This window comes from Neorhizobium sp. T25_13, assembly GCF_002968675.1.
In the GTDB taxonomy this organism is placed as follows: Bacteria; Pseudomonadota; Alphaproteobacteria; order Rhizobiales; family Rhizobiaceae; genus Neorhizobium; species Neorhizobium tomejilense.
In genome coordinates this window covers 124804-143506 of sequence record NZ_PVBI01000002.1, presented here as the reverse complement: position 1 = coordinate 143506, position 18703 = coordinate 124804, and the positions used below count along the sequence as shown (strand labels likewise).

The following is an 18703-nucleotide window of genomic DNA, read 5'->3' as shown; positions in this document are numbered from 1 at the left end:
AGCAACGATGAACTACCGGCACATCTATCACGCGGGCAATTTTGCCGATGTTCTCAAACACGCAATCCTTGCGCGGCTGATCCGCTATGCCCAGAACAAGGACAAGGCGTTTCGCATGCTGGATACCCATGCCGGCATCGGGCTTTACGACCTTTCCTCGGACGAGGCGCAGAAGACCGGCGAATGGCGCGACGGCATCGGCCGGCTGATGGAAGCGGAACTGCCGGCAAAGGTCGCTGACCTGCTGGAGCCCTATCTGGCGGCGGTCAGGGAACTGAACCCGACCGGTGCGCTGAAACTCTATCCCGGCTCGCCGAAGCTTGCCCGCATGCTGTTCCGTCCGCAGGACCGGCTGTCGGCGATGGAGCTGCATCCGGAAGACTTCAATCGCCTGCACAATCTGTTCGAAGGCGATTTCCAGGTGCGCGCCACCGAACTCGACGGCTGGCTGGCGCTCGGCGCCCATCTGCCGCCGAAGGAAAAGCGCGGAATCGTGCTCGTCGATCCGCCTTTCGAGGAGGAAGGCGAATACAGGCGGCTGGTGAAAGGCCTGTCGACCGGCTGGCGCCGGTTTCAGGGCGGCACCTTCTGCCTCTGGTATCCGATCAAGAAGGGCGCGCCCCTCAGGGCCTTCCACGACGAATTGAAGGCGCTGGAAATCCCGAAGATGCTCTGCGCCGAATTGACCGTTCAAAGCGACCGCGAGACGACCGGGCTGTCCGGCTCCGGCCTCATCATCGTCAACCCGCCCTTCACGCTGAAGGAGGAGCTGCACGCGCTGCTGCCGACCTTGAAAACCATCCTGGCGCAGGACCGGTTCGCCTCGCAGCGCGCCTTCTGGCTGACCGGCGAGACCGTCGACAGCGACGTCGATTCGGAGTCTTGACCGGGCGGGGCTTCCCGCCCATGGTGCCGCGCATTGCAGGGGGCCGGCCGATGACCAACCGATTTATCGCTTTCCTTTTTCTCGCGCTTTTCGCGTCCACTGCCTCCGCCCAGGAGCGCCGATCGGACAATCGGCAGGATCATGCGGGGCAGTTCGATTTCTACGTCCTGTCGCTTTCCTGGTCGCCGACCTTCTGCGCTTCGCAGAGCGGCGGCAAGAACGACCAGCAATGCAGCACGGACAAGGATTTCCGTTTCATCGTCCACGGGCTGTGGCCGCAATACGAAAAGGGCTATCCGGATTTCTGCGAAACGAAGGAACCGGGCCGCGTGCCGCAGTCGCTCGGCCAACCACTCTTCGACATCATGCCGTCGATGGGGCTGATCGGCCATCAGTGGCGCAAGCACGGAAGCTGCACGGGGCTCAGTCAGCGTGATTATTTAGGCAAGCTGCGTGAGGCCTTTTCGCGGATCAAACTGCCCGCCGACCTGTCCCGCGGCGACTCGGCCGTGACGCTCTCGGCCGACCAGATCGAAGAGAAGTTCCTCGCTGCCAATCCGGGCATGAGCCGGCGCGGCATTTCGACGAGTTGCGAGGGCCGGCAGCTGGAGGAAGTGCGCATCTGCCTCAGCAAGGACCTGCAATTCCGCGATTGCGCTGAAGTCGATCGTGACGGCTGCCGGATCAGCCAGATCACCCTGCCGCCGGCAAGATGACATTTATTGAGAAGGACAAGACCATGAAGCTGCTGTATTCCCCGGCCTCGCCCTATTCGGCCAAGGTGCGCATGGCGGCGCGCCATCTCGGCATCGGGATCACTGAAGTGAAGACCGACACCAACGCGGCCCCGCCGGAACTCGTCAGCAACAACCCGCTCGGCAAGATCCCGGTCCTGATCCGTGACGGCGAGCCGCCGATCTACGACAGCATCGCGATCATGCACTGGCTCGATCGCCAGTCGGGCGGCAAGCTCTATCCGAAGAAGGACGCGAAGCGCACCGAGGCGGAAGTGCTGGAAGCGCTTTGCGACGGCATGATGGATTGCTTGCTGGCGATCGTCTACGAGCGTCGCTCGCGCGACGAGGACAAGGTCCACCAGCCGTGGATCGACAAACAATGGGCCAAGGTGGTGCGCGGCCTCGATCACCTGGAGAACAACCTGCCGAAAACCGGCAAGAAGCTGCATGGCGGCCATTTCGCGCTGGCCGCGTTGATCGGTTACCTCGATCTGCGCTTCAACGGGCAATGGGCCGAAGGCCGGCCTGAGCTCGCCTCCTGGCCGGACGTCTTCACCAAGCGCTTCGCCTCCTATACCGCCATGAAATCGGCGGCCTGAAACAAAAAAAGCCCGGGCCGAAGCCCGGGCTTTCCCCAGCCTGTTAAGGCTATCGAACTTAGAACTTCACGCCGATACCGACCTTGACGCTGTGATCGTCGAAGCCCTTCGAAACCGAACCGGAATCGAGCGAGTAGCTGTCCGAACCGAAATCCGTGTAACGGTATTCGACACGCGCGGTGATGTTGTTGGTGACGAAGGCTTCGGCACCGGCACCGACCGTGTAACCGACGGCGGTCTTGTTTTCGGACGAAGTCGCGTCGCTCAGTTCGTTGTCCTGCAGGGCGACACCGGCCGTACCGTAGATCAGGAAGGGGTTGAGGTCGTAACCGACGCGGCCGCGAACCGAGCCGTTCCAGCCAGCCTTGCCTTCAAAGCCGTCATCCGTGGTGCTCTTCGTGCCGTTATAACCGACGTCTGCTTCGACACCGTAGACGATCGAACCGCTCTGGAAGTTGTAGCCGGTATAAGCACCGCCGCCGAACTGGCCGTCACGGTCGCCGCTACCGAAGCGACCCCAGTCATACTGACCATAACCACCGAGATAGAAACCCTGCCAGCTGGCAGCCGGGGCCGGCTCTTCGGTTGCAACCGGGGCCTGCGGAATTTGTTCGACGGCATCAGCGGCATTGGCCGCAGAGATGGCGATGAAGCTGACTGCCGAGGCCATCAGAGTTGCGATGAGAGTACGCATACATTTTCTCCTTTTACTGCTGCGCCGGGAATTCGCCGCGACAACATGGTTGGCGACACATTTGTTCCCTGCCCGCTGAAACGGAATGTGGAGGTCAATTGAGGAATAGAAAGAGCCGAAATGTGAATTGATTGTGGCACACAGAAGGCCAAAATTTGATGTTGCTGTATCGCAACACACGTTTGATTAACCTTAAGCAATGCTTACTTTGAATATAAATATTTTTACATTTATAAATTACTTCTTAAATCCAAAGCACAACTCAGTCAATACACCTGCCGGCGCGAACCGGCGGGGGCGCCACTCGCCAAGTTCGACTTGTATTCGCAGCAAAACCGGATCGGGCGCTTGTAGAAACAAAAATCTGAGCTGAAACACGCACGTATTTCCCCTCTCCGCAGGCGGGCCGCCGGAGCCGGTGGCGCCTGCCGCCGGATTTCTGCCTTAAATATTCCACCGCCGGAACGCCCATTTGGGCCTTAGTCAAGAGCAAGGGGCGGAATTCTTGCCAGCGCTTTCAAAATCTGCCTCGACACACTATTTCTCCGGCAGCGGCCTTCGTGCAGGGAATCGGGCCGCTTCAGCGCAATATTTTGACAAGCTGCCGGTCTCCGGCACATGTCATGGGCGCACGGTTCGAATCGGTGATGGCCGGATGTCGATATCCGGCGGAGACTATGGAATGAACGGAACGAAGCTGCCCGACGGCGGCGTTCTCTACGACGAGACGGAAGAAGACGACGACGATGTGCTCGTGGCAGAACCGAGCCAGGGCCCCGCCGCGTCGATCGACTGGAACGAGGGCTGGAAGAACGAGACGGCGCTGAAGGGCGCCGACCTGATCGCCGAATTCGTCAAGCACCTGCCGAATGCGCCGGGCGTCTACCGGATGTTCAACGACGCGCAGGATGTGCTTTACGTCGGCAAGGCGCGCAGCCTCAAGAAGCGCGTCGGCAATTATGCGCAAGGCCGCGTCCATTCCAACCGCATCGCCAAGATGGTGCGCGAAACCACGCATATGGAATTCGTCACGACGCGGACGGAGACCGAGGCGCTGCTGCTTGAAGCCAACCTCATCAAGCGCCTGCGGCCGCGTTTCAACGTTCTTCTGCGCGACGACAAGTCGTTTCCCTATATCATGATCACCGGCGACCATCGGGCTCCGGCGATCTTCAAACATCGCGGCGCGCGGGCGCGCAAAGGCGATTATTTCGGACCTTTCGCCTCGGCTGCTGCCGTCGGCCGCACCATCAACTCGCTGCAGCGCGCCTTCCTTCTGCGCACCTGCACCGACAGCGTGTTCGAGACCCGCACCCGCCCCTGTCTGCTCTTTCAGATCAAGCGCTGTTCGGGGCCCTGTACCCACGAGATCAGCGACGAGGGTTATGCGGCGCTGGTCGGCGAAGCCAAGGATTTTCTCTCCGGCAAGAGCCAGAACGTCAAGTCGGCGATCGCCCGCCAGATGGCGGAAGCTTCCGAGGACCTGGATTTCGAGCGCGCCGCCGTCTATCGCGACCGCCTGGCAGCGCTCAGCCACGTCCAGAGCCATCAGGGCATCAACCCGGCCGGCGTCGAGGAGGCGGATGTCTTCGCCATCTACAACGAGGGTGGCCTCTCCTGCATCCAGGTGTTCTTCTTCAGAACCGGCCAGAACTGGGGCAACCGCGCCTATTTCCCGAAGGCCGATCCGCAGCTTTCAGGCCCGGAAGTGCTCAACGCCTTCCTGGCGCAGTTCTATGACGACAAGCCGGTGCCGAAGCAGATCCTGCTGTCCGAGACCGTCGAGGAGCAGGATCTGCTCGCCCAGGCCTTCTGCGAAAAAGCCGGCCACAAGGTGACGATCTCCGTGCCGCAGCGGGGCGAAAAAAAGGACCTGACCGACCACGTTCTGGCCAATGCCCGCGAGGCGCATGGCCGCCGGCTTGCCGAAACCTCGTCGCAGGCGCGCCTGTTGCAGGGGCTCGCGGAGACTTTCGGGCTCTCCTTCGTGCCGCGCCGGATCGAGATCTACGACAACTCGCACATCATGGGCACCAATGCGGTCGGCGGCATGGTCGTCGCCGGGCCGGAAGGTTTCGTGAAGAGCCAGTACCGCAAGTTCAACATCAAATCGACCGACATCACCCCCGGCGACGACTTTGGCATGATGCGCGAGGTGATGACCCGCCGCTTCTCGCGCCTGCTCAAGGAAGAGGGCATTCCCGACCGCACCGCCGCGACGGCTGCCAGCGCCGAGGATGCGGCAGATGCCGCCTTTCCGGCCTGGCCGGACGTGATCCTGATCGACGGCGGCCAGGGGCAGATGAGCGCGGTACGCGCCATTCTCGACGAACTCGGCATCCGCGACTTGGTGACCGCGATCGGTGTCGCCAAGGGCGTCGACCGCGACGCCGGCCGCGAGCGGTTCTTCGCCGACGGGCGGTCAGATTTTTCGCTGCCGCCGCGCGATCCGGTCCTCTATTTCATCCAGCGCATGCGCGACGAGGCCCATCGTTTCGCGATCGGCTCCCACCGGGCGCGGCGCAAGAAGGAGATGGTCAAGAACCCGCTCGACGAGATTTCCGGGATCGGGCCTGGCCGCAAGCGTAAGCTCCTGCAGCATTTCGGCACGGCGAAGGCGGTGTCGCGCGCCGGCCTCACCGACCTCATGGCGGTCGAGGGAATTTCGGAGGCCGTCGCCAAGCAGATTTACAATCACTTTCACGAGAACCGGGCAGGTTAAATCGGCCCGACGCAATCGGCTGTAAAAAAGCCGCGGGAACATGTTGACGCCTTCCTCCTGAGGCATCAACTAGGAGCAAACATCCGGAAGGCTCTCCATGGCGTCGCGCGCATACAATATTCCCAATCTTTTGACCTATGCGCGCATCGTGGCGGTGCCGATCATCGTCGGCTGCTTCTTCATCGAGGGGCAGCTTGAAAGCTCGGATGTCGCGCGCTGGACAGCGCTGGTGCTTTTCGCCGTCGCGTCGATCACCGACTATCTCGACGGGTATCTCGCCCGCATCTGGAACCAGACGTCGAATATCGGCCGGATGCTCGATCCGATCGCCGACAAGCTGCTGGTCGCCGCCGTGCTGCTGTTGCTCGCCGCCGACCAGACGATCGCCGGCTGGTCGCTCTGGGCGGCAATCACCATCCTCTGCCGCGAAATCCTGGTGTCGGGCCTGCGCGAATATCTGGCTGCGCTGAAGGTCTCCGTGCCGGTTACGCGCATTGCCAAATGGAAGACGACGATCCAGATGGTGTCGATCGCCTTCCTGCTTGCCGGGCCTGCCGGCGACAAAATCTTGCCCTATACGACCCAGATGGGCATCGTGCTTCTCTGGCTCGCCGCGATCCTGACCTTCTACTCGGGCTATGATTACTTCAAGGCCGGGGTCAAACATCTGGTGGACGAAGAATGACCGTCAAACTCGTCTATTTCGCCTGGGTGCGCGAACGGATCGGCAAATCCGAGGAGGATCTCGACCTGCCGGCAGACGTCGTCACAGTCAACGATCTGCTCGCGCATCTGACGACGCTCGGCGAGGAATACGAGAACGCGCTGCAGTTCCCCGACGTCATCCGCGTCGCCATCAACCAGGAACATGCCGAACACGACGAACCGATCGCCGGCGCGCGCGAGATCGGCATCTTTCCGCCGATGACCGGAGGGTGATAATGGCTGGGGCCGGCGCCAGTTGCGGAACAACCCATTCCTCCCCGGCGGGGAGAGGGAGAGGTTGCCCATGACCGCTCCCACCATCCGCGTCCAATCCGCCGACTTCGACCTGCAGGCCGAAATTGCCGCCCTCACCGCCGGCCGCAAGAATATCGGCGCCGTCGTCACCTTCACCGGCCTCTGCCGCGACGAACAGGGTGCATTGTCAGCGCTGGAGCTCGAACACTATCCGGGCATGGCGGAGGCTGAAATGTTTCGCATCGGCGAACTGGCGATCGAGCGTTTTTCGCTGCTCGGCCTCACCGCCGTCCACCGCTTCGGCAAGATCATGCCCGGCGAGAACATCGTGCTGGTCATCGCCACCGCCCCCCACCGGCAGGCGGCCTTCGACGGCGCCAATTTCGTTATGGACTTTTTGAAGACCTCAGCGCCCTTCTGGAAGAAGGAACATGCCGCCGACGGCGCCCAAGGCGACTGGATCGCTGCCAAGGACGCGGACGACACTGCCCGCGACAAGTGGCGGTGATTACGGCACCACCCGTTCCCGCCGGCTCATCACCAAGACCATGACCAGCAAGGCGACGATCACCAGGTCGCGCCAGACGATCGGGCCGTAGCCGCTCCAGAGCGTTTCGGCAAAGCCGATGACGGCCGCGCCCGCGGCGGCACGCAGGGGATTGGAATGACCGCCGGCCGCGGCGATCAGCACAACCTTCAGGCCGAACAGCAGGCCGGCGCCAAAATCCATCGTGCCGTAGTGGGAGGTCGCGAGCACGCCGCAGATGGCGGCGTAGAATGCCGCCGCCGCGTAGGCCGTGACGAAAACCCGCGCGGAATTGGTGCCGGAGAGCTCAGCCGCCAGCGGATCGTCCGAGACCGCCCGCCACACGCGGCCCCAATGGGTGCGCGCCAGCACCAGATAACCCGCCCCGATGATCCCCAGCATGACGGCAACGTTGGCAAGTTGGATCAGCGTCAGGGTCACCGGAAAGCCGTCTGCGTGCCAGAAGACGACCGCGTCATTGAGGAACGGCGGCAGCCAGAGTTCGCGGGTATCGGCGGCGATCCGGGCGCCTTCCATCAGCACCATCAGCGCGCCGAGCGAGGCGACTATCACTGCATTCGGCGAGATCTTTGCAAGCGGGCGCATGACCACCTGCCCGATCGTTACCCCCACCCCTATGCCGCCGGCGATCCCGGCCGCGGCGCCCAGTCCCAATGCGGCCGGCAGGATCAGCCAGAGCCGGTTCCAGCCGAAATGGGCGGAGAGCAGGTAGAGGTGTCCGGAAAAGGCGAAGATCGCACCATAGGTGATGTCGGCCCTTCGCGTCACGGCGAAGGCGATCGCATATCCGAAGGCGAGCGTCGCGTAGAGCGCCGCCAGCGGAACCGCGTTCGCCAGTTGCTGCAAAAGATAGGCCATGGACACTCCGGTAGCGGCGATGAATATAACTGGTCAACCGCATTTTACCAGTTATAATATCGCATGAGCTTTTCCTGGACTCCGCATCGTTTTGCCGGTGGCGCGCTGGCGCTGGATGTCGCCAACAGCGTCATCCTGCGCTTCGATCCCGAGCGCAGGATCGACCGGTTCGCCGAGCCGCAGCAGATGCATGCCTTTCCGAAAGCAGCCGAAAAGTTCTCGGCCGAGCGGGCGCTGTTCGGGGATCTCGCACCTGTCCAGGCCGAGAACCACACGCCGTTCATCGCGCTGCGCGAAGCGATAGACCGCTATTTTCGCGCCCGTGTTCGAGGCGACGACGCGCAGACATTGCTTGCCGATTTCCTCGAAGCGACGGCAGCCATCCTGCGCCGTGCCGAGAGGAATTCGCTGGAGGCGGCGACCGCCCATTCGGCACTCAGGCTGCTTGCCGACGAAGAGATTTTGCGGATGAAGATCTGCGGCAGTTGCGGCTGGCTGTTCCTCGACCGAAGCCGCAACCGAAGCCGTACCTGGTGCGACATGGCGGTGTGCGGCAACCGGGTCAAAGCCAGCCGCCATTATCATCGGAGGAAAAAGGAGGCCGCATCATGACGCACCGGTTTATGGTTCTCAGCCTTGCAGCCCTCGCCCTTGCCGCATGCCAGCGGGAAACCGAAAAGCTGGTCGAGGTGAGCGGGCATATCTTCGTGTTCAACTACCGGGTCGCCAGCGCCACCTACCTCGTGACGCTTAACAAGACCGGGCCGATACCCGAGGGAACCGTGGCGATCGCCAAATTCGACGACCCCGCCGGCGGCGATCCGATCGTCATCAGTGAGAAAATCTTCCCCGCCTGGAACAAGATCACCCTGCAGAGCCCCAATGTCCGCTGCGTGCGCAAGGACAAGCCCTATTCCGTGGATATCCGGCTGGTGGATGCGGGCGGCCGGACGCTGCAGGAATTGAAGACCCAGCTCGTCTCCGACGTCGACCAGTCGGTGCTTCCCAGCAAACCGCTGGTGCTCGGAGCCGGCTATGAGCGGAACCCGGATGTCTTCAAGCCGGACGGGACGGCAGACTACGGGCGGGACGACGACTGCCCGGCCTGAAGCGACGCCAGCCGAATATCCCAGAACGAAAAAACCGGGGCCAAAACCCCGGTTTCATCAAAGTCTTCCGTCGAGACGGGGCTTAAATCAGCCGACGATCTCGGTTTCGGAGAACCAGTAGGCGATTTCCTGGGCGGCGGTTTCCGGAGCGTCGGAACCGTGAACCGAGTTCTCGCCGATCGACAGCGCGAAGGTCTTGCGGATGGTACCTTCGTCGGCGTTTGCCGGATTGGTGGCGCCCATGATCTCGCGGTTCTTCAGGATGGCGTTTTCGCCTTCCAGAACCTGAACGATGGTCGGGCCGGAGGTCATGCCTTCAACCAGTTCGCCGAAGAACGGACGTTCCTTGTGAACGGCGTAGAAGCCTTCTGCCTCGCGCTTGCTCATCCAGACGCGCTTGGAAGCGATGACGCGCAGGCCATTGTCTTCAAACACCTTGGTGATGGCGCCCGTGAGGTTGCGCTTGGTGGCATCCGGCTTGATCATCGAAAACGTGCGTTCAATCGCCATTGTTCTATCCTTCGTTTCCTGTGGCCCCGTGACTAGGGGGAAAGTGGGCGGTCTTTACCCGCCCCTTTCGCTGGAAACAAGGGGGTTCGGGCAATTTCACGCCGCTGTCACACTGCGTCCGACGCCATTATGCAGGTCGAGGCAGCGCTCGAACCACAACCCGACCGGGTCGTCATCGGAAAACACCTTGGTGCCTGCGGTGATGCGCATCCACTGCAGCGCGCCGAACAGGATGTAGTCGACGAAAAGCGGGCCGTCGCCGCCGATGAAGTCATGATATTTCAGAGCGTGGCGGATCGGCTCCAGCTTCGGCGCGAAACCGTCGATCTCCGCCTGGCGGTTCGCTTCCATTTCTTCGAGCGTCCTGCCGAGCCGGGCCTCGCGGCTGGTGCGGAAATAGACCTGGTCCGTCTCTCCGAGCATGTCGTGAATGTTCTTGACCGCGATCTTGGTGATCGCGGTATGCACCACCATCTGGGAAAAACCCTCGACGAAACGGGCGAGCGCCTTGCCGGCCGGGCCGCCGAACAGCGTCGGCCGATCCGGATAGGCCTCCTCCAGATAAAGCGCGATCTCGAAACTGTCGCGGATCAGTTCGTTGCCGTCCCTCAGGATCGGCACCGTCTTCGAAAACCCGCCTTCGAGGCTGGGGATCTCGGTAAACGGCGTCGGCTTCTCGATGAAGTCGAGGCCCTTGTGGGCGAGCGCCTGCACGACCTTCCAGCAATGGGGCGAAAACGGGCGGCTCTCGTCGGCGCCGCAGAGCGAGTAGAGAATACGGGTCACGGCAGGCTCCTGATCTGGACATTCGGCTGGCGATATTGAAAGCAAATTGCCTTTTGAATCCAATCAGGAAATTTCATGAATCGCATTCGATCGACCATTTCGATGGTCCCTTAACCGTAACTACCGGCAATCCGGCCCGTTTCAGCAAATGTTAAAGCCGGTCCCGCATGGCTTGTTTCACTATCGAGCAACTGTGGGGACGAGAGATGGCGGGCGAAGCGAGCAGAACGGGACAGGATCGCGGCCTGCAGGCTGTCGTCCAGCTCATGGCGAAGCTGGACGTGAGCGGCCTGCCGCGCAATTACGAGCTCTTCCACGAGGCGCTGCTGGGCGGCGACCCTGCCCTTTCGCGCGAAGTCCTGGCACTTCCCGCCGGTCCTTCCCAGACGGTGCTCGACGAGATGGGGCTGCGCCATCAACTCTCGGCTTTCGTGGCACTCATGCCCGCCAGGGGTCGCGATCAGGAAATAAAGCTGCTGCTGGAACTCCGGGACAAGATGGCAAGCGGCGTCACCCAAAAGAAGGGTTTCAGCCGGGTTCTGGAAACCGTCGCCCGCAGCCTGCGCCAGGACAGCACGGCGGGGCCTGAGGATATTCTGGCCGAGATCGAATATCTGAGCGTCTCGCTGTCCGATGCCGTGGTCGCCGAAACCGAACTGGAAGCCATTCTTCGCGCCGGTGCCGATCGTCTCGTCAAGGCCGAACGCGAAGCGTCGGCTGCCCGCTCGGTGACGCTGCGCGACCGGCTGACCTCGCTGCCGAACCATGCGGCGCTCGCCGAACGGCTGGAGGCGCTTTACGGCATCGATGCCGACAACCGCGATACCGCGCTGTTCCTGGTGACGGTTACCGATCTGCCGCATTTCGCCCGCACCTATGGCGATCCCGCCGTCAACCGGATCGTCAAGAAGGCCGCCTCGATCTTCCGCAAGGCGATCAAGAAGAACGATTTCCTGGCGCGCATCGGCAAGGGTGATTTCGCCTTCGTCTTCCGCGACGTCGGCCGCGACAGCGTGCAGACGATCGCCGAGCGGCTGATCGCCTCGATCACCGACAATCTCGTCTTTGCCGCTTCCGATGGCACGAGCGGCATCGGCCTGTCGGTCGGCGCAGCACTCGCCGCCAACGCCTTCTCACCACAGGAACTCCGCCTCCAGGCCGGCACGGCGCTTGAAACGGCCAAGGCCAATCCGCGAATGATCGTCGCGCTTCACGGCGAGGCACCGAAACGGTTATCCTGAGACGGCCGGGATTTCCAAAACACAAGAGGCCGCGGTTTCCCACGGCCTCTGTTCTGCGAGCGAAGATCGGCGGCCGATAGCGATACGTCCGGCGGCCGCCCTCTTGTCCTACCAGCAGGCCAGCGGAATTATGCCGGCACGAACTGGTTCTTCTGCGTGAACCGAACGGAGACATCCGTGACACCGGCGAAGCTCACCTCGTAGGCCGCCGAAGACGTGGAGGTGTCGATCACCTGTCCCTGGACGAAAGAGCCGGCGAGAATGTAATATTTCGGCTTCGGCGTGAACTGATACAAGAGGCCGGGCTCGAGCTGGACCGCGATCGTCGGCTTGCCGGCCATGGCGATGCCGACATTCAGGTAGACGCTCTTGCTGGCCTGCACCGGCACGGTCGGAATGGTGTCGTCCGCCTTGGCGAGGATAAGGCCTTTCGTCGCGTCGGATGGCCCCTCCGGAAAACCGGGGGCGCCATAGGGGAACGGCCCCTGATAGGTCACCGGCACCTGATTCTGATTGTTGATCATGACGCCGACCGAGCTCGCCGTCTGGAAGGAACGCGGCGAGCCGGGCGTGCCCTGTTGCTGAACGTAGCCAACAGTCACGGAATAGTCGATCGTCCAGTTGAAGGACGACGTGCTCGGCTGGTCGGGGGTACCCGCAGCGGCTCCGCCGACCATCCAGGCCAGCGACAGGGGGTCGACCGACGGCCCGATAATCTTCGGGATCGTCTGGAACAGGGCAAACTGCTGCCATTTCGCGTTTTCGTTGAGAACCGTGAGGCTGTAGGGCTGGCCCCCTGCCTGTGCGCTGAAGGCTTTGATCGCGTTCTGCCCCATGTAAATGGTCATAATACATCTCCTCATTTGGGTTGCCGCCACGACACCATGCGGTGGCGGCATCTGTGCTCACGGCACCGGCTTCCGCGGAGCATCATTTGCACGAACACAACCTAGGATATTTAAATCTGAAAATATGTCACACAGGTAACAACCCTGGTTTGCATTTTTGCTAATTATCAACCCTACAGACGGCAGCCATGTTTCCGATCTCAGGGTGGATGCGAGCAGATGAAAACAATGAAAAACATGAAGATATCGGACGAGATAAGAAAAACAGAGCTATTCAGCACTGCTGATGACGATGTCATTTCGGCTTTCGCAAATAAAATAAATATAAACTCATATATAGATCAGCAAACACTATTTCTTAGTGGAGATATTTGCGATACACTTTATATTATACTGTCTGGTGGCATTTATCTTTATTTTATATCCGAGGAAGGCAATGAAGTAATTTTTTCCGAACTTCAACCGGGGGACGCAGTCGGCGAGATCGAGTTCACCCTCAACTACCGGCATTCCTCGAACGCAGTGATATGCGGGGCGACGCGGCTGCTCGAAATCGACCGGAAAACCTTCAATGAACTCTCGGCAATCCCGCAGGTGTCTTCATACCTGATGCGGACGATCGCCCGAAAGCTCCACCGCACCATCATGTTCGCAGAGGGAATGGCGCTTTACCCGCTGGAGACCCGCCTTGCTCGTCTGCTGCTCAATCTCGGCGCCTCGCACGGGCGGTCGACCAGCGACGGCATCCTCATCGAAAAACCGATATCCCAGAGCCGCATGGGCCAGCTCATCAATGCCAGTCGGCCGCGCATCAACGCCCAACTCCAAGCCTGGAAAAGCGAACGGCTGATCGGCGTGCGGCAGCACCGCATCATCATTTTCAACAAGCGATCGCTGCAGATCATCTCGCGTCATTCAGACCCTGCGGCCTGAATGACGCGGATGCTTGCGAGCGCCAGGCCGATGCAGCAATGCCGTCGGCCCGTATGCTGCGGTTCATGGGCAACCGTTCTTGACGATTGCGATCAGGTCGGCGGTATCCTGGGTGAAACTCGGACCATAGACACCATCGGGCGCTCCGCTGGAGACAACGCTGACGGCCTTATGGACGTTGTTGGCGGTCACGAACCACGCCCCGCCGCTTGCGCCACCTCCATACATGGGATGCGGGCCGGCTTCGTAGGCGGTGCCGGCCTGCACGGTGATGCGGGCCGTTTCCCGATACATGTATTCGCCGCCATCGAGCCTTCCAGGATAACCCGTAATCGTGACATCGTCGCCGGCCCCAGCCCCGGCGATGCCGAGTTCATACTTACCAACGGCGGACGCCTGGGTGGTGCGCATCACCGAATAGTCGAACTGCGACCGCGCCATGCTCGGCGGGTTGCCCGACACCTCGGTCCAGCGCAACAGCACTGCCACCCGGTCGATTTGGTAGAGAGTTCCGCCACCGCCCGCATAACCTTGATAAAAGCGGATATTGGTGGCCTGGTTGCCGTTGCCCCAGGCGGAATGGGCGGCACCCATGACGATCCGGTCGTCCGCGACAAACTGAGCGCTGGCCTCGTAATCGATGCCGCCGAGCGTAAACAGCAGCTTGCCTCCGAACTTATAGGGCGCTTCATTGATCGGCGCTCGCTCCGCCTCGGTATCCTTGAGGCCGCGCCGTTGTTCGGAGAGACCACCCTCGCCCCGGCCGATCGTCTCCCCAAACGGAATCGCATTGGCGATCCGTTCCGCAGTCCAGTAGCCGCCGGCGGCGCCCGCCAACAGGGCACCGCCGGGGCTCCAGCAGGTAAAGTCCACCGCCCCGGCGCTGAGCGGCGTCATCAGTGCGGATGCCGACAGCAGCATCGACCACGTCAATCTCGTTACTCTCATGACATTTGCTCTCCCGATCGAAGTTCGATCGCACCATCGCGACCCGCGGCGGCGCCGCCTCAATGATCTACCAGAGCGTGTAATTTCCTTCTGTTTCCCCCGGCACAGCGGAATACCGGCCCATCGGCGCCCTTGCCAACAAACGGTGTTTCGGCCAAAACCGCCGCCATGATCACGATTACCGAACTTTCCGCCCGCATCGCTGGGCGTCTCCTCCTCGACAATGCCAGCGTGACGCTACCCGCGGGCACCAAGGCGGGGCTCGTCGGCCGCAACGGCGCCGGCAAATCCACGCTGTTCAAGGTCATCACCGGTGAACTGGGGTCGGAGACCGGTTCGGTCTCCTATCCAAAGAGCGCCCGGCTTGGCCAAGTGGCGCAGGAAGCGCCGGGCACGGAGGATTCGCTGATCGAAATCGTGCTTTCCGCCGACAAGGAGCGCGCCGCACTTCTGGCGGAGGCGGAAACCGCCAGCGATCCGCATCGCATCGCCGACATCCAGATGCGGCTCGTCGATATCGATGCGCATTCGGCAGAGGCGCGCGCGGCCAGCATTCTCGCCGGTCTCGGTTTCTCCCAGGAAGCCCAGTCCCGCCCTGCCTCGTCGTTTTCCGGCGGCTGGCGGATGCGCGTGGCGCTCGCCTCCGTCCTGTTTGCCGAGCCCGACCTGCTGCTGCTCGACGAACCGACCAACTATCTCGATCTCGAAGGCACGTTATGGCTGGAAGACTATATCCGGCGTTATCCGCACACTGTCATCATCATCAGCCATGATCGCGACCTCCTCAACAACGCGGTCAACGCCATCGTGCATCTCGACCAGAAGAAGCTGACCTTCTACCGCGGCGGCTACGACCAGTTCGAGCGGCAGAAGGCCGAGGCCGACGAATTGCAGACCAAGGCGAAGGCCAAGAACGAGGCGGCCCGCAAGCACCTGCAGAGCTTCATCGACCGCTTCAAGGCCAAGGCCACCAAAGCCCGTCAGGCGCAGAGCCGCGTCAAGGCGCTGGAGCGCATGGGCACAGTCGCCGCGGTGATCGAGGACCACGTGCAGCCGATTACCTTTCCCGAGCCGGAAAAGCAGCCCGCATCGCCGATCGTTGCGATCCAGAACGCCGCCGTCGGTTATGAGCCGGGCAAGCCGATCCTCAAGAACATCACGCTGCGCATCGACAACGACGACCGCATCGCCCTGCTCGGCTCGAACGGCAACGGCAAGTCGACCTTCGCCAAGTTCATCGCAAGTCGCCTCAAGGCGGAAAGCGGCGATATCCGCCTGGCGCCGAGCCTGAAGATCGGCTTCTTCGCCCAGCACCAGCTCGACGATCTCGTGCCGGCGGATTCGCCCGTTGCCCATGTGCGCCGGCTGATGCCGGATGCGCCCGAGGCCAAGGTTCGCGCCCGCGTGGCGCAGATGGGGCTTGCGACGGAAAAGATGGCGACGGCCGCAAAAGACCTGTCGGGCGGCGAAAAGGCGCGCCTGCTGATGGGCCTTGCCGCCTTCCACGCGCCAAACCTCCTGATCCTCGACGAACCGACCAACCATCTCGACATCGACAGCCGACGCGCGCTCATCGAAGCGCTCAACGACTACGAAGGGGCCGTCATCCTGATCAGCCACGATCGTCACCTGATCGAGGCCACCGTCGACCGCCTGTGGCTGGTCAACAACGGCACGGTGTCGAACTTCGAAGGCGACATGGAGGAATACCGCAACCTGATTGTCAGCTCCGGCAAAAAAAAAGACGAAAAAATTGAGCTGACCGAAGATTTGTCCTCGAAGGCGGACCAGCGCAAGGCGAATGCGGAAAAGCGCGCATCGCTCGCACCGCTCAAGAAAAAGATCAACGAAATCGAGGCTGTAACCGCCAGGCTGGAGAAACTGATCAAGGCTCTTGACAAAGAACTCGGCGACCCCGCCCTCTACGAAAAAACTCCCGCCAAGGCAGCCCAGAAGGCCAAGGAACGCGGAGAAGCGGCCGCAAAGCTCTCGTCTGCCGAAGAGGAATGGCTGATGCTGTCGTCGGAGTACGAGGAGGCGATGGCGGGGTGAGTTTGCTCCAGCGGTGAAGATTACCCCCTTGCCGACCAGACCCGCGAAATCCTCGACACGGTGGCCCTAGCCGGGAAATCGCTTGGAACCCGCTACCTCTGCGGGCGGTGTCTCGGTGGACGCCGCGCGAGAAGTTCTAGACCTCATCGACACTTCGACAGCAGCGCACTCGCAATCCAGGTCGCCCTCGTAGACTTCGACGCCGCCGGCAACGCGAAGGTCAATTGGTCGTCCGCCTTTCAAGCGAACGCGCAGGCATCCGGGGATCCGCCCGCCTTCGAAATCCCCGCCGACCTGATCGAAAGCAATGTGCAGCTCGTCGTCGTGCAGGTGAATTATGCAATGGCGACGCCTTTCACCTCTCTGTTTTCCGCAGTCACCGGCTCGGGTGAGTACAGCTTCGTCGGCAAGGCGATCTCCCGGCCGCGGGTCGGCGACAAAATCACCAAGAAGTAGAGCCGTCCAACAGAGGTTGTCCTCGCGAAAGCTGCCGCGGCAAAGGAATCGCATCCGCAAACCCCGATTGCGGCGACGGATTCGGTGGCGTTGACAGTAAGACCGCCGGCGCCGCATGGTTCTACGCCAACGAGAATTTCGCCTTCACCGACCTCGCCTGTTTGCCATTCGCCTCATCCTCCCGGCAGATATGAAGTCGCGCTCCCAGAACGAAGTTCTGCTTTGGGATAACCGGAGTTTCAGGTTATTATTGCGCGGCCAACACACAGCTCATCAGGTTGCCAATGCAAAGCCATCCGCTGTCACTTCGCCTTAAGCCAGACGTCCAGGCGCGCCTTCAAGCAGAAGCTGAAGCCAGCGAACAGAAGATGGCCGAAATCGCGGTGACGGCTATCGAGACCTACCTGGAAAGCCAGGCGGCAAAACGCCTTCAGCTTGAGCAGGCGATTGCGTCCGCCGACGAAGGCACCTTTGTTTCCAGCGAAAAAATGGCAGACTGGATTGCCTCCTGGGGTTCGGAGAACGAACTCCCGGAACCGGAACCGGATATATTTACAAAACCTTCCAGACGCGCCTGATCCTGATGAAGATCGTCTATCTGCCGCGAACGCGCGCCGATCTTCGATGGATGAAAGAGTATTATACGCACGTATTTCCAGACGGTGCTCGGTATGCGCGGCTGCGGTTTCAAAACGCCGAGCAGCTTCTCAAAGACAATCCGCAAGCGGGACGCCCTGGGGCACTGTCGGGCACACGGGAACTCGTGATCGCGAGGACCCCTTTCATCATTCTCTACCGCATCCAGGCGGATAGGATCGAGATCCTCCGTATCTGGGACGGACGCTCGTTTCGCCAATTGAGCCCGGCCAGCGATCCATCATAACCAGCCATTAACCATAATCGGCGAATGTGACGTCGCTTCAACTCCTTAGTCACTTTTTAGCCGAGTCGCTCCCATGTTTGTCCGCGTCCTTTGTGTCGCCGCCGCCGTCGCATGCCTTCTTTCCTCCTGCGCCGGTCGCAGCCAGACCGAGAGCGGCTCGCTTGCCACTTCATTTGCACCCGCCAAGGGGCTCTCACCGTCCAAATCGCTAAAAAAGGCGGAGGCGGATTCGCCGGTGGCGCTGACGCCAGTCGCCTGGGGGCGTTTCAACAATCCGGGCAGCCTTTCCGGCCGCACCCTCACCGCCTCGTCGCTTTCCGACCTGAAGCTCGCCGACAAGGAGGTCGTGCTGACCTTCGATGACGGCCCGATGCCGAAGAAAACGGAGAAGATCCTCTCCATCCTCGACGAATACGACGTCAAGGCCACCTTCCTGATGGTCGGGCAGATGGCCAAGGCCCATCCGGAGATCGCCCGCAAGGTGGTCAATGCCGGCCACACGATCGGCAGCCATACCTATCGCCATGCCGACCTGCAGAACCTTTCCTTCGATGCGGCCGTGGCCGAAATCGAAAAGGGGCGCGATGCGGTGACCAGCGTCACCCATGAGGATGCCGGCTTCTTCCGCTTCCCCTATCTCGCCGACACCAGGCGCCTGCGCCAGTGGGTCGCCTCAAACAGCATGGTGGTGCTGGACGTCCAGGTCGATTCCAAGGATTATTTCGGCGTCTCGCCGGCCGCCGTCGCAACCCGCACGATGAATTCGCTACGCGCCCACGGCAAGGGCATCATCCTGCTGCACGACATCCATGCCCGCACCGCCGCCATGCTGCCGGCGCTGCTTACCCAGCTGAGCGCCGAAGGCTACAAGGTCGTTCGCCTGCGCCACAGCAATTCGTCGATGATGATGGCCTGGCTGAACTGAGGGAAGAAT

At 61.5% G+C, this 18703-nt stretch carries 22 protein-coding genes; 16 read left to right on the top strand and 6 right to left on the bottom strand.

Annotated elements, in window-relative coordinates:
- The first annotated feature begins 7 nt into the window (after positions 1 to 7).
- Genes C5J22_RS04150 through C5J22_RS04140 form a run of 3 tightly spaced genes read left to right on the top strand, consistent with a single transcriptional unit; the run spans position 8 to position 2222 of the window.
- Entirely contained in the window at positions 8 to 886 is an 879-nt protein-coding gene (locus C5J22_RS04150) for a 23S rRNA (adenine(2030)-N(6))-methyltransferase RlmJ (protein ID WP_105437314.1), read from the top strand.
- A 50-nt stretch (positions 887 to 936) separates the two neighbouring features.
- Complete coding sequence (locus C5J22_RS04145; protein ID WP_105437638.1) at positions 937 to 1602, top strand: ribonuclease; 666 nt, start codon at positions 937 to 939, stop codon at positions 1600 to 1602.
- A gap of 23 nt (positions 1603 to 1625) precedes the next feature.
- Positions 1626 to 2222: a glutathione S-transferase gene (locus tag C5J22_RS04140; RefSeq protein WP_105437637.1), complete on the top strand. Its 597-nt coding sequence runs from the start codon at positions 1626 to 1628 to the stop codon at positions 2220 to 2222.
- Between the two features lie 58 nt (positions 2223 to 2280).
- Here C5J22_RS04140 and C5J22_RS04135 read toward each other — a convergent pair whose 3' ends face one another.
- Positions 2281 to 2916 carry an outer membrane protein gene (locus C5J22_RS04135; protein WP_046667843.1) on the bottom strand — a complete coding sequence of 212 codons (636 nt, stop codon included), beginning with the start codon at positions 2914 to 2916 and terminating at the stop codon, positions 2281 to 2283.
- 682 nt (positions 2917 to 3598) lie between these two features.
- Here C5J22_RS04135 and uvrC point away from each other — a divergent pair.
- From uvrC to C5J22_RS04115, 4 genes are all read left to right on the top strand, one after another.
- Complete coding sequence (gene uvrC, locus C5J22_RS04130) at positions 3599 to 5638, top strand: excinuclease ABC subunit UvrC (protein WP_172746523.1); 2040 nt, start codon at positions 3599 to 3601, stop codon at positions 5636 to 5638.
- 97 nt (positions 5639 to 5735) lie between these two features.
- Complete coding sequence (pgsA, locus tag C5J22_RS04125; RefSeq protein WP_046605600.1) at positions 5736 to 6323, top strand: CDP-diacylglycerol--glycerol-3-phosphate 3-phosphatidyltransferase; 588 nt, start codon at positions 5736 to 5738, stop codon at positions 6321 to 6323.
- Complete coding sequence (gene moaD / locus C5J22_RS04120; protein WP_105421356.1) at positions 6320 to 6577, top strand: molybdopterin converting factor subunit 1; 258 nt, start codon at positions 6320 to 6322, stop codon at positions 6575 to 6577. The genes pgsA and moaD overlap by 4 nt, the downstream gene beginning before the upstream one ends.
- Positions 6578 to 6647: 70 nt before the next feature.
- Positions 6648 to 7106 (top strand): molybdenum cofactor biosynthesis protein MoaE, encoded by a 459-nt coding sequence (locus C5J22_RS04115; protein WP_105437313.1) that lies wholly within the window; start codon positions 6648 to 6650, stop codon positions 7104 to 7106.
- Here the strand turns inward: C5J22_RS04115 and C5J22_RS04110 are convergent, their stop codons facing one another.
- Entirely contained in the window at positions 7107 to 8003 is an 897-nt protein-coding gene (locus tag C5J22_RS04110; RefSeq protein WP_105437312.1) for a branched-chain amino acid ABC transporter permease, read from the bottom strand.
- Between the two features lie 63 nt (positions 8004 to 8066).
- Between C5J22_RS04110 and C5J22_RS04105 the strand changes: the two genes are divergently transcribed.
- The gene (locus C5J22_RS04105) at positions 8067 to 8615 is read left to right on the top strand and encodes a CGNR zinc finger domain-containing protein (protein ID WP_105437311.1); all 549 of its coding nucleotides are present in this window, start codon (positions 8067 to 8069) and stop codon (positions 8613 to 8615) included.
- Positions 8609 to 9112 (top strand): hypothetical protein, encoded by a 504-nt coding sequence (locus tag C5J22_RS04100; RefSeq protein ID WP_371412560.1) that lies wholly within the window; start codon positions 8609 to 8611, stop codon positions 9110 to 9112. Before C5J22_RS04105 ends, C5J22_RS04100 begins: the two co-directional genes overlap by 7 nt.
- Before the next feature lie 87 nt (positions 9113 to 9199).
- On the opposite strand, the gene ndk is transcribed toward C5J22_RS04100, so the two are convergent.
- The gene (ndk, locus tag C5J22_RS04095) at positions 9200 to 9622 is read right to left on the bottom strand and encodes a nucleoside-diphosphate kinase (RefSeq protein WP_007769585.1); all 423 of its coding nucleotides are present in this window, start codon (positions 9620 to 9622) and stop codon (positions 9200 to 9202) included.
- A gap of 96 nt (positions 9623 to 9718) precedes the next feature.
- The gene (locus tag C5J22_RS04090) at positions 9719 to 10408 is read right to left on the bottom strand and encodes a glutathione S-transferase family protein (protein WP_105437309.1); all 690 of its coding nucleotides are present in this window, start codon (positions 10406 to 10408) and stop codon (positions 9719 to 9721) included.
- A 206-nt stretch (positions 10409 to 10614) separates the two neighbouring features.
- Between C5J22_RS04090 and C5J22_RS04085 the strand changes: the two genes are divergently transcribed.
- Positions 10615 to 11649, top strand: a complete 1035-nt coding sequence (locus C5J22_RS04085) for a diguanylate cyclase (protein WP_172746522.1) — start codon at positions 10615 to 10617, stop codon at positions 11647 to 11649.
- Between the two features lie 128 nt (positions 11650 to 11777).
- On the opposite strand, the gene C5J22_RS04080 is transcribed toward C5J22_RS04085, so the two are convergent.
- Positions 11778 to 12497 (bottom strand): hypothetical protein, encoded by a 720-nt coding sequence (locus tag C5J22_RS04080; RefSeq protein WP_105437307.1) that lies wholly within the window; start codon positions 12495 to 12497, stop codon positions 11778 to 11780.
- Between the two features lie 219 nt (positions 12498 to 12716).
- On the opposite strand from C5J22_RS04080, the gene C5J22_RS04075 reads away from it, so the two are divergent.
- Positions 12717 to 13430, top strand: coding sequence for a Crp/Fnr family transcriptional regulator (locus tag C5J22_RS04075; protein ID WP_105437306.1), 714 nt, complete (start codon positions 12717 to 12719; stop codon positions 13428 to 13430).
- 63 nt (positions 13431 to 13493) lie between these two features.
- Here C5J22_RS04075 and C5J22_RS04070 read toward each other — a convergent pair whose 3' ends face one another.
- On the bottom strand, positions 13494 to 14378 hold the full coding sequence (locus tag C5J22_RS04070; RefSeq protein WP_172746521.1) for a hypothetical protein: 885 nt from the start codon (positions 14376 to 14378) through the stop codon (positions 13494 to 13496).
- A gap of 168 nt (positions 14379 to 14546) precedes the next feature.
- Here C5J22_RS04070 and C5J22_RS04065 point away from each other — a divergent pair, with 168 nt between their 5' ends.
- The 5 genes from C5J22_RS04065 (at position 14547) to C5J22_RS04045 (ending at position 18694) form a co-directional block, all read left to right on the top strand.
- Positions 14547 to 16430: an ATP-binding cassette domain-containing protein gene (locus C5J22_RS04065; protein ID WP_105437304.1), complete on the top strand. Its 1884-nt coding sequence runs from the start codon at positions 14547 to 14549 to the stop codon at positions 16428 to 16430.
- Positions 16431 to 16490: 60 nt separating this feature from the next.
- The gene (locus C5J22_RS04060; protein ID WP_105437303.1) at positions 16491 to 16886 is read left to right on the top strand and encodes a hypothetical protein; all 396 of its coding nucleotides are present in this window, start codon (positions 16491 to 16493) and stop codon (positions 16884 to 16886) included.
- Positions 16887 to 17170: 284 nt separating this feature from the next.
- Positions 17171 to 17464 (top strand): CopG family ribbon-helix-helix protein, encoded by a 294-nt coding sequence (locus C5J22_RS04055; protein ID WP_105437302.1) that lies wholly within the window; start codon positions 17171 to 17173, stop codon positions 17462 to 17464.
- Positions 17465 to 17469: 5 nt separating this feature from the next.
- Positions 17470 to 17769, top strand: a complete 300-nt coding sequence (locus C5J22_RS04050; protein WP_105421328.1) for a type II toxin-antitoxin system RelE/ParE family toxin — start codon at positions 17470 to 17472, stop codon at positions 17767 to 17769.
- A gap of 73 nt (positions 17770 to 17842) precedes the next feature.
- On the top strand, positions 17843 to 18694 hold the full coding sequence (locus tag C5J22_RS04045; RefSeq protein ID WP_105437301.1) for a polysaccharide deacetylase family protein: 852 nt from the start codon (positions 17843 to 17845) through the stop codon (positions 18692 to 18694).
- The last annotated feature ends 9 nt before the right edge of the window (positions 18695 to 18703 follow it).

Bases quoted from the DNA above. Each gene is read 5' to 3' on its own strand.
- C5J22_RS04055 (WP_105437302.1), top strand. From the start codon at position 17,171: ATGCAAAGCCATCCGCTGTCACTTCGCCTTAAGCCAGACGTCCAGGCG.
- C5J22_RS04105 (WP_105437311.1), top strand. From the start codon at position 8,067: ATGAGCTTTTCCTGGACTCCGCATCGTTTTGCCGGTGGCGCGCTGGCG.
- moaD (WP_105421356.1), top strand. From the start codon at position 6,320: ATGACCGTCAAACTCGTCTATTTCGCCTGGGTGCGCGAACGGATCGGC.
- C5J22_RS04070 (WP_172746521.1), bottom strand. From the start codon at position 14,378: ATGAGAGTAACGAGATTGACGTGGTCGATGCTGCTGTCGGCATCCGCA.
- C5J22_RS04150 (WP_105437314.1), top strand. From the start codon at position 8: ATGAACTACCGGCACATCTATCACGCGGGCAATTTTGCCGATGTTCTC.
- C5J22_RS04065 (WP_105437304.1), top strand. From the start codon at position 14,547: ATGATCACGATTACCGAACTTTCCGCCCGCATCGCTGGGCGTCTCCTC.
- C5J22_RS04135 (WP_046667843.1), bottom strand. From the start codon at position 2,916: ATGCGTACTCTCATCGCAACTCTGATGGCCTCGGCAGTCAGCTTCATC.
- C5J22_RS04145 (WP_105437638.1), top strand. From the start codon at position 937: ATGACCAACCGATTTATCGCTTTCCTTTTTCTCGCGCTTTTCGCGTCC.
- C5J22_RS04075 (WP_105437306.1), top strand. From the start codon at position 12,717: ATGAAAACAATGAAAAACATGAAGATATCGGACGAGATAAGAAAAACA.
- C5J22_RS04110 (WP_105437312.1), bottom strand. From the start codon at position 8,003: ATGGCCTATCTTTTGCAGCAACTGGCGAACGCGGTTCCGCTGGCGGCG.
- C5J22_RS04050 (WP_105421328.1), top strand. From the start codon at position 17,470: ATGAAGATCGTCTATCTGCCGCGAACGCGCGCCGATCTTCGATGGATG.
- C5J22_RS04140 (WP_105437637.1), top strand. From the start codon at position 1,626: ATGAAGCTGCTGTATTCCCCGGCCTCGCCCTATTCGGCCAAGGTGCGC.
- C5J22_RS04045 (WP_105437301.1), top strand. From the start codon at position 17,843: ATGTTTGTCCGCGTCCTTTGTGTCGCCGCCGCCGTCGCATGCCTTCTT.
- ndk (WP_007769585.1), bottom strand. From the start codon at position 9,622: ATGGCGATTGAACGCACGTTTTCGATGATCAAGCCGGATGCCACCAAG.
- C5J22_RS04085 (WP_172746522.1), top strand. From the start codon at position 10,615: ATGGCGGGCGAAGCGAGCAGAACGGGACAGGATCGCGGCCTGCAGGCT.
- C5J22_RS04115 (WP_105437313.1), top strand. From the start codon at position 6,648: ATGACCGCTCCCACCATCCGCGTCCAATCCGCCGACTTCGACCTGCAG.
- C5J22_RS04080 (WP_105437307.1), bottom strand. From the start codon at position 12,497: ATGACCATTTACATGGGGCAGAACGCGATCAAAGCCTTCAGCGCACAG.
- uvrC (WP_172746523.1), top strand. From the start codon at position 3,599: ATGAACGGAACGAAGCTGCCCGACGGCGGCGTTCTCTACGACGAGACG.
- pgsA (WP_046605600.1), top strand. From the start codon at position 5,736: ATGGCGTCGCGCGCATACAATATTCCCAATCTTTTGACCTATGCGCGC.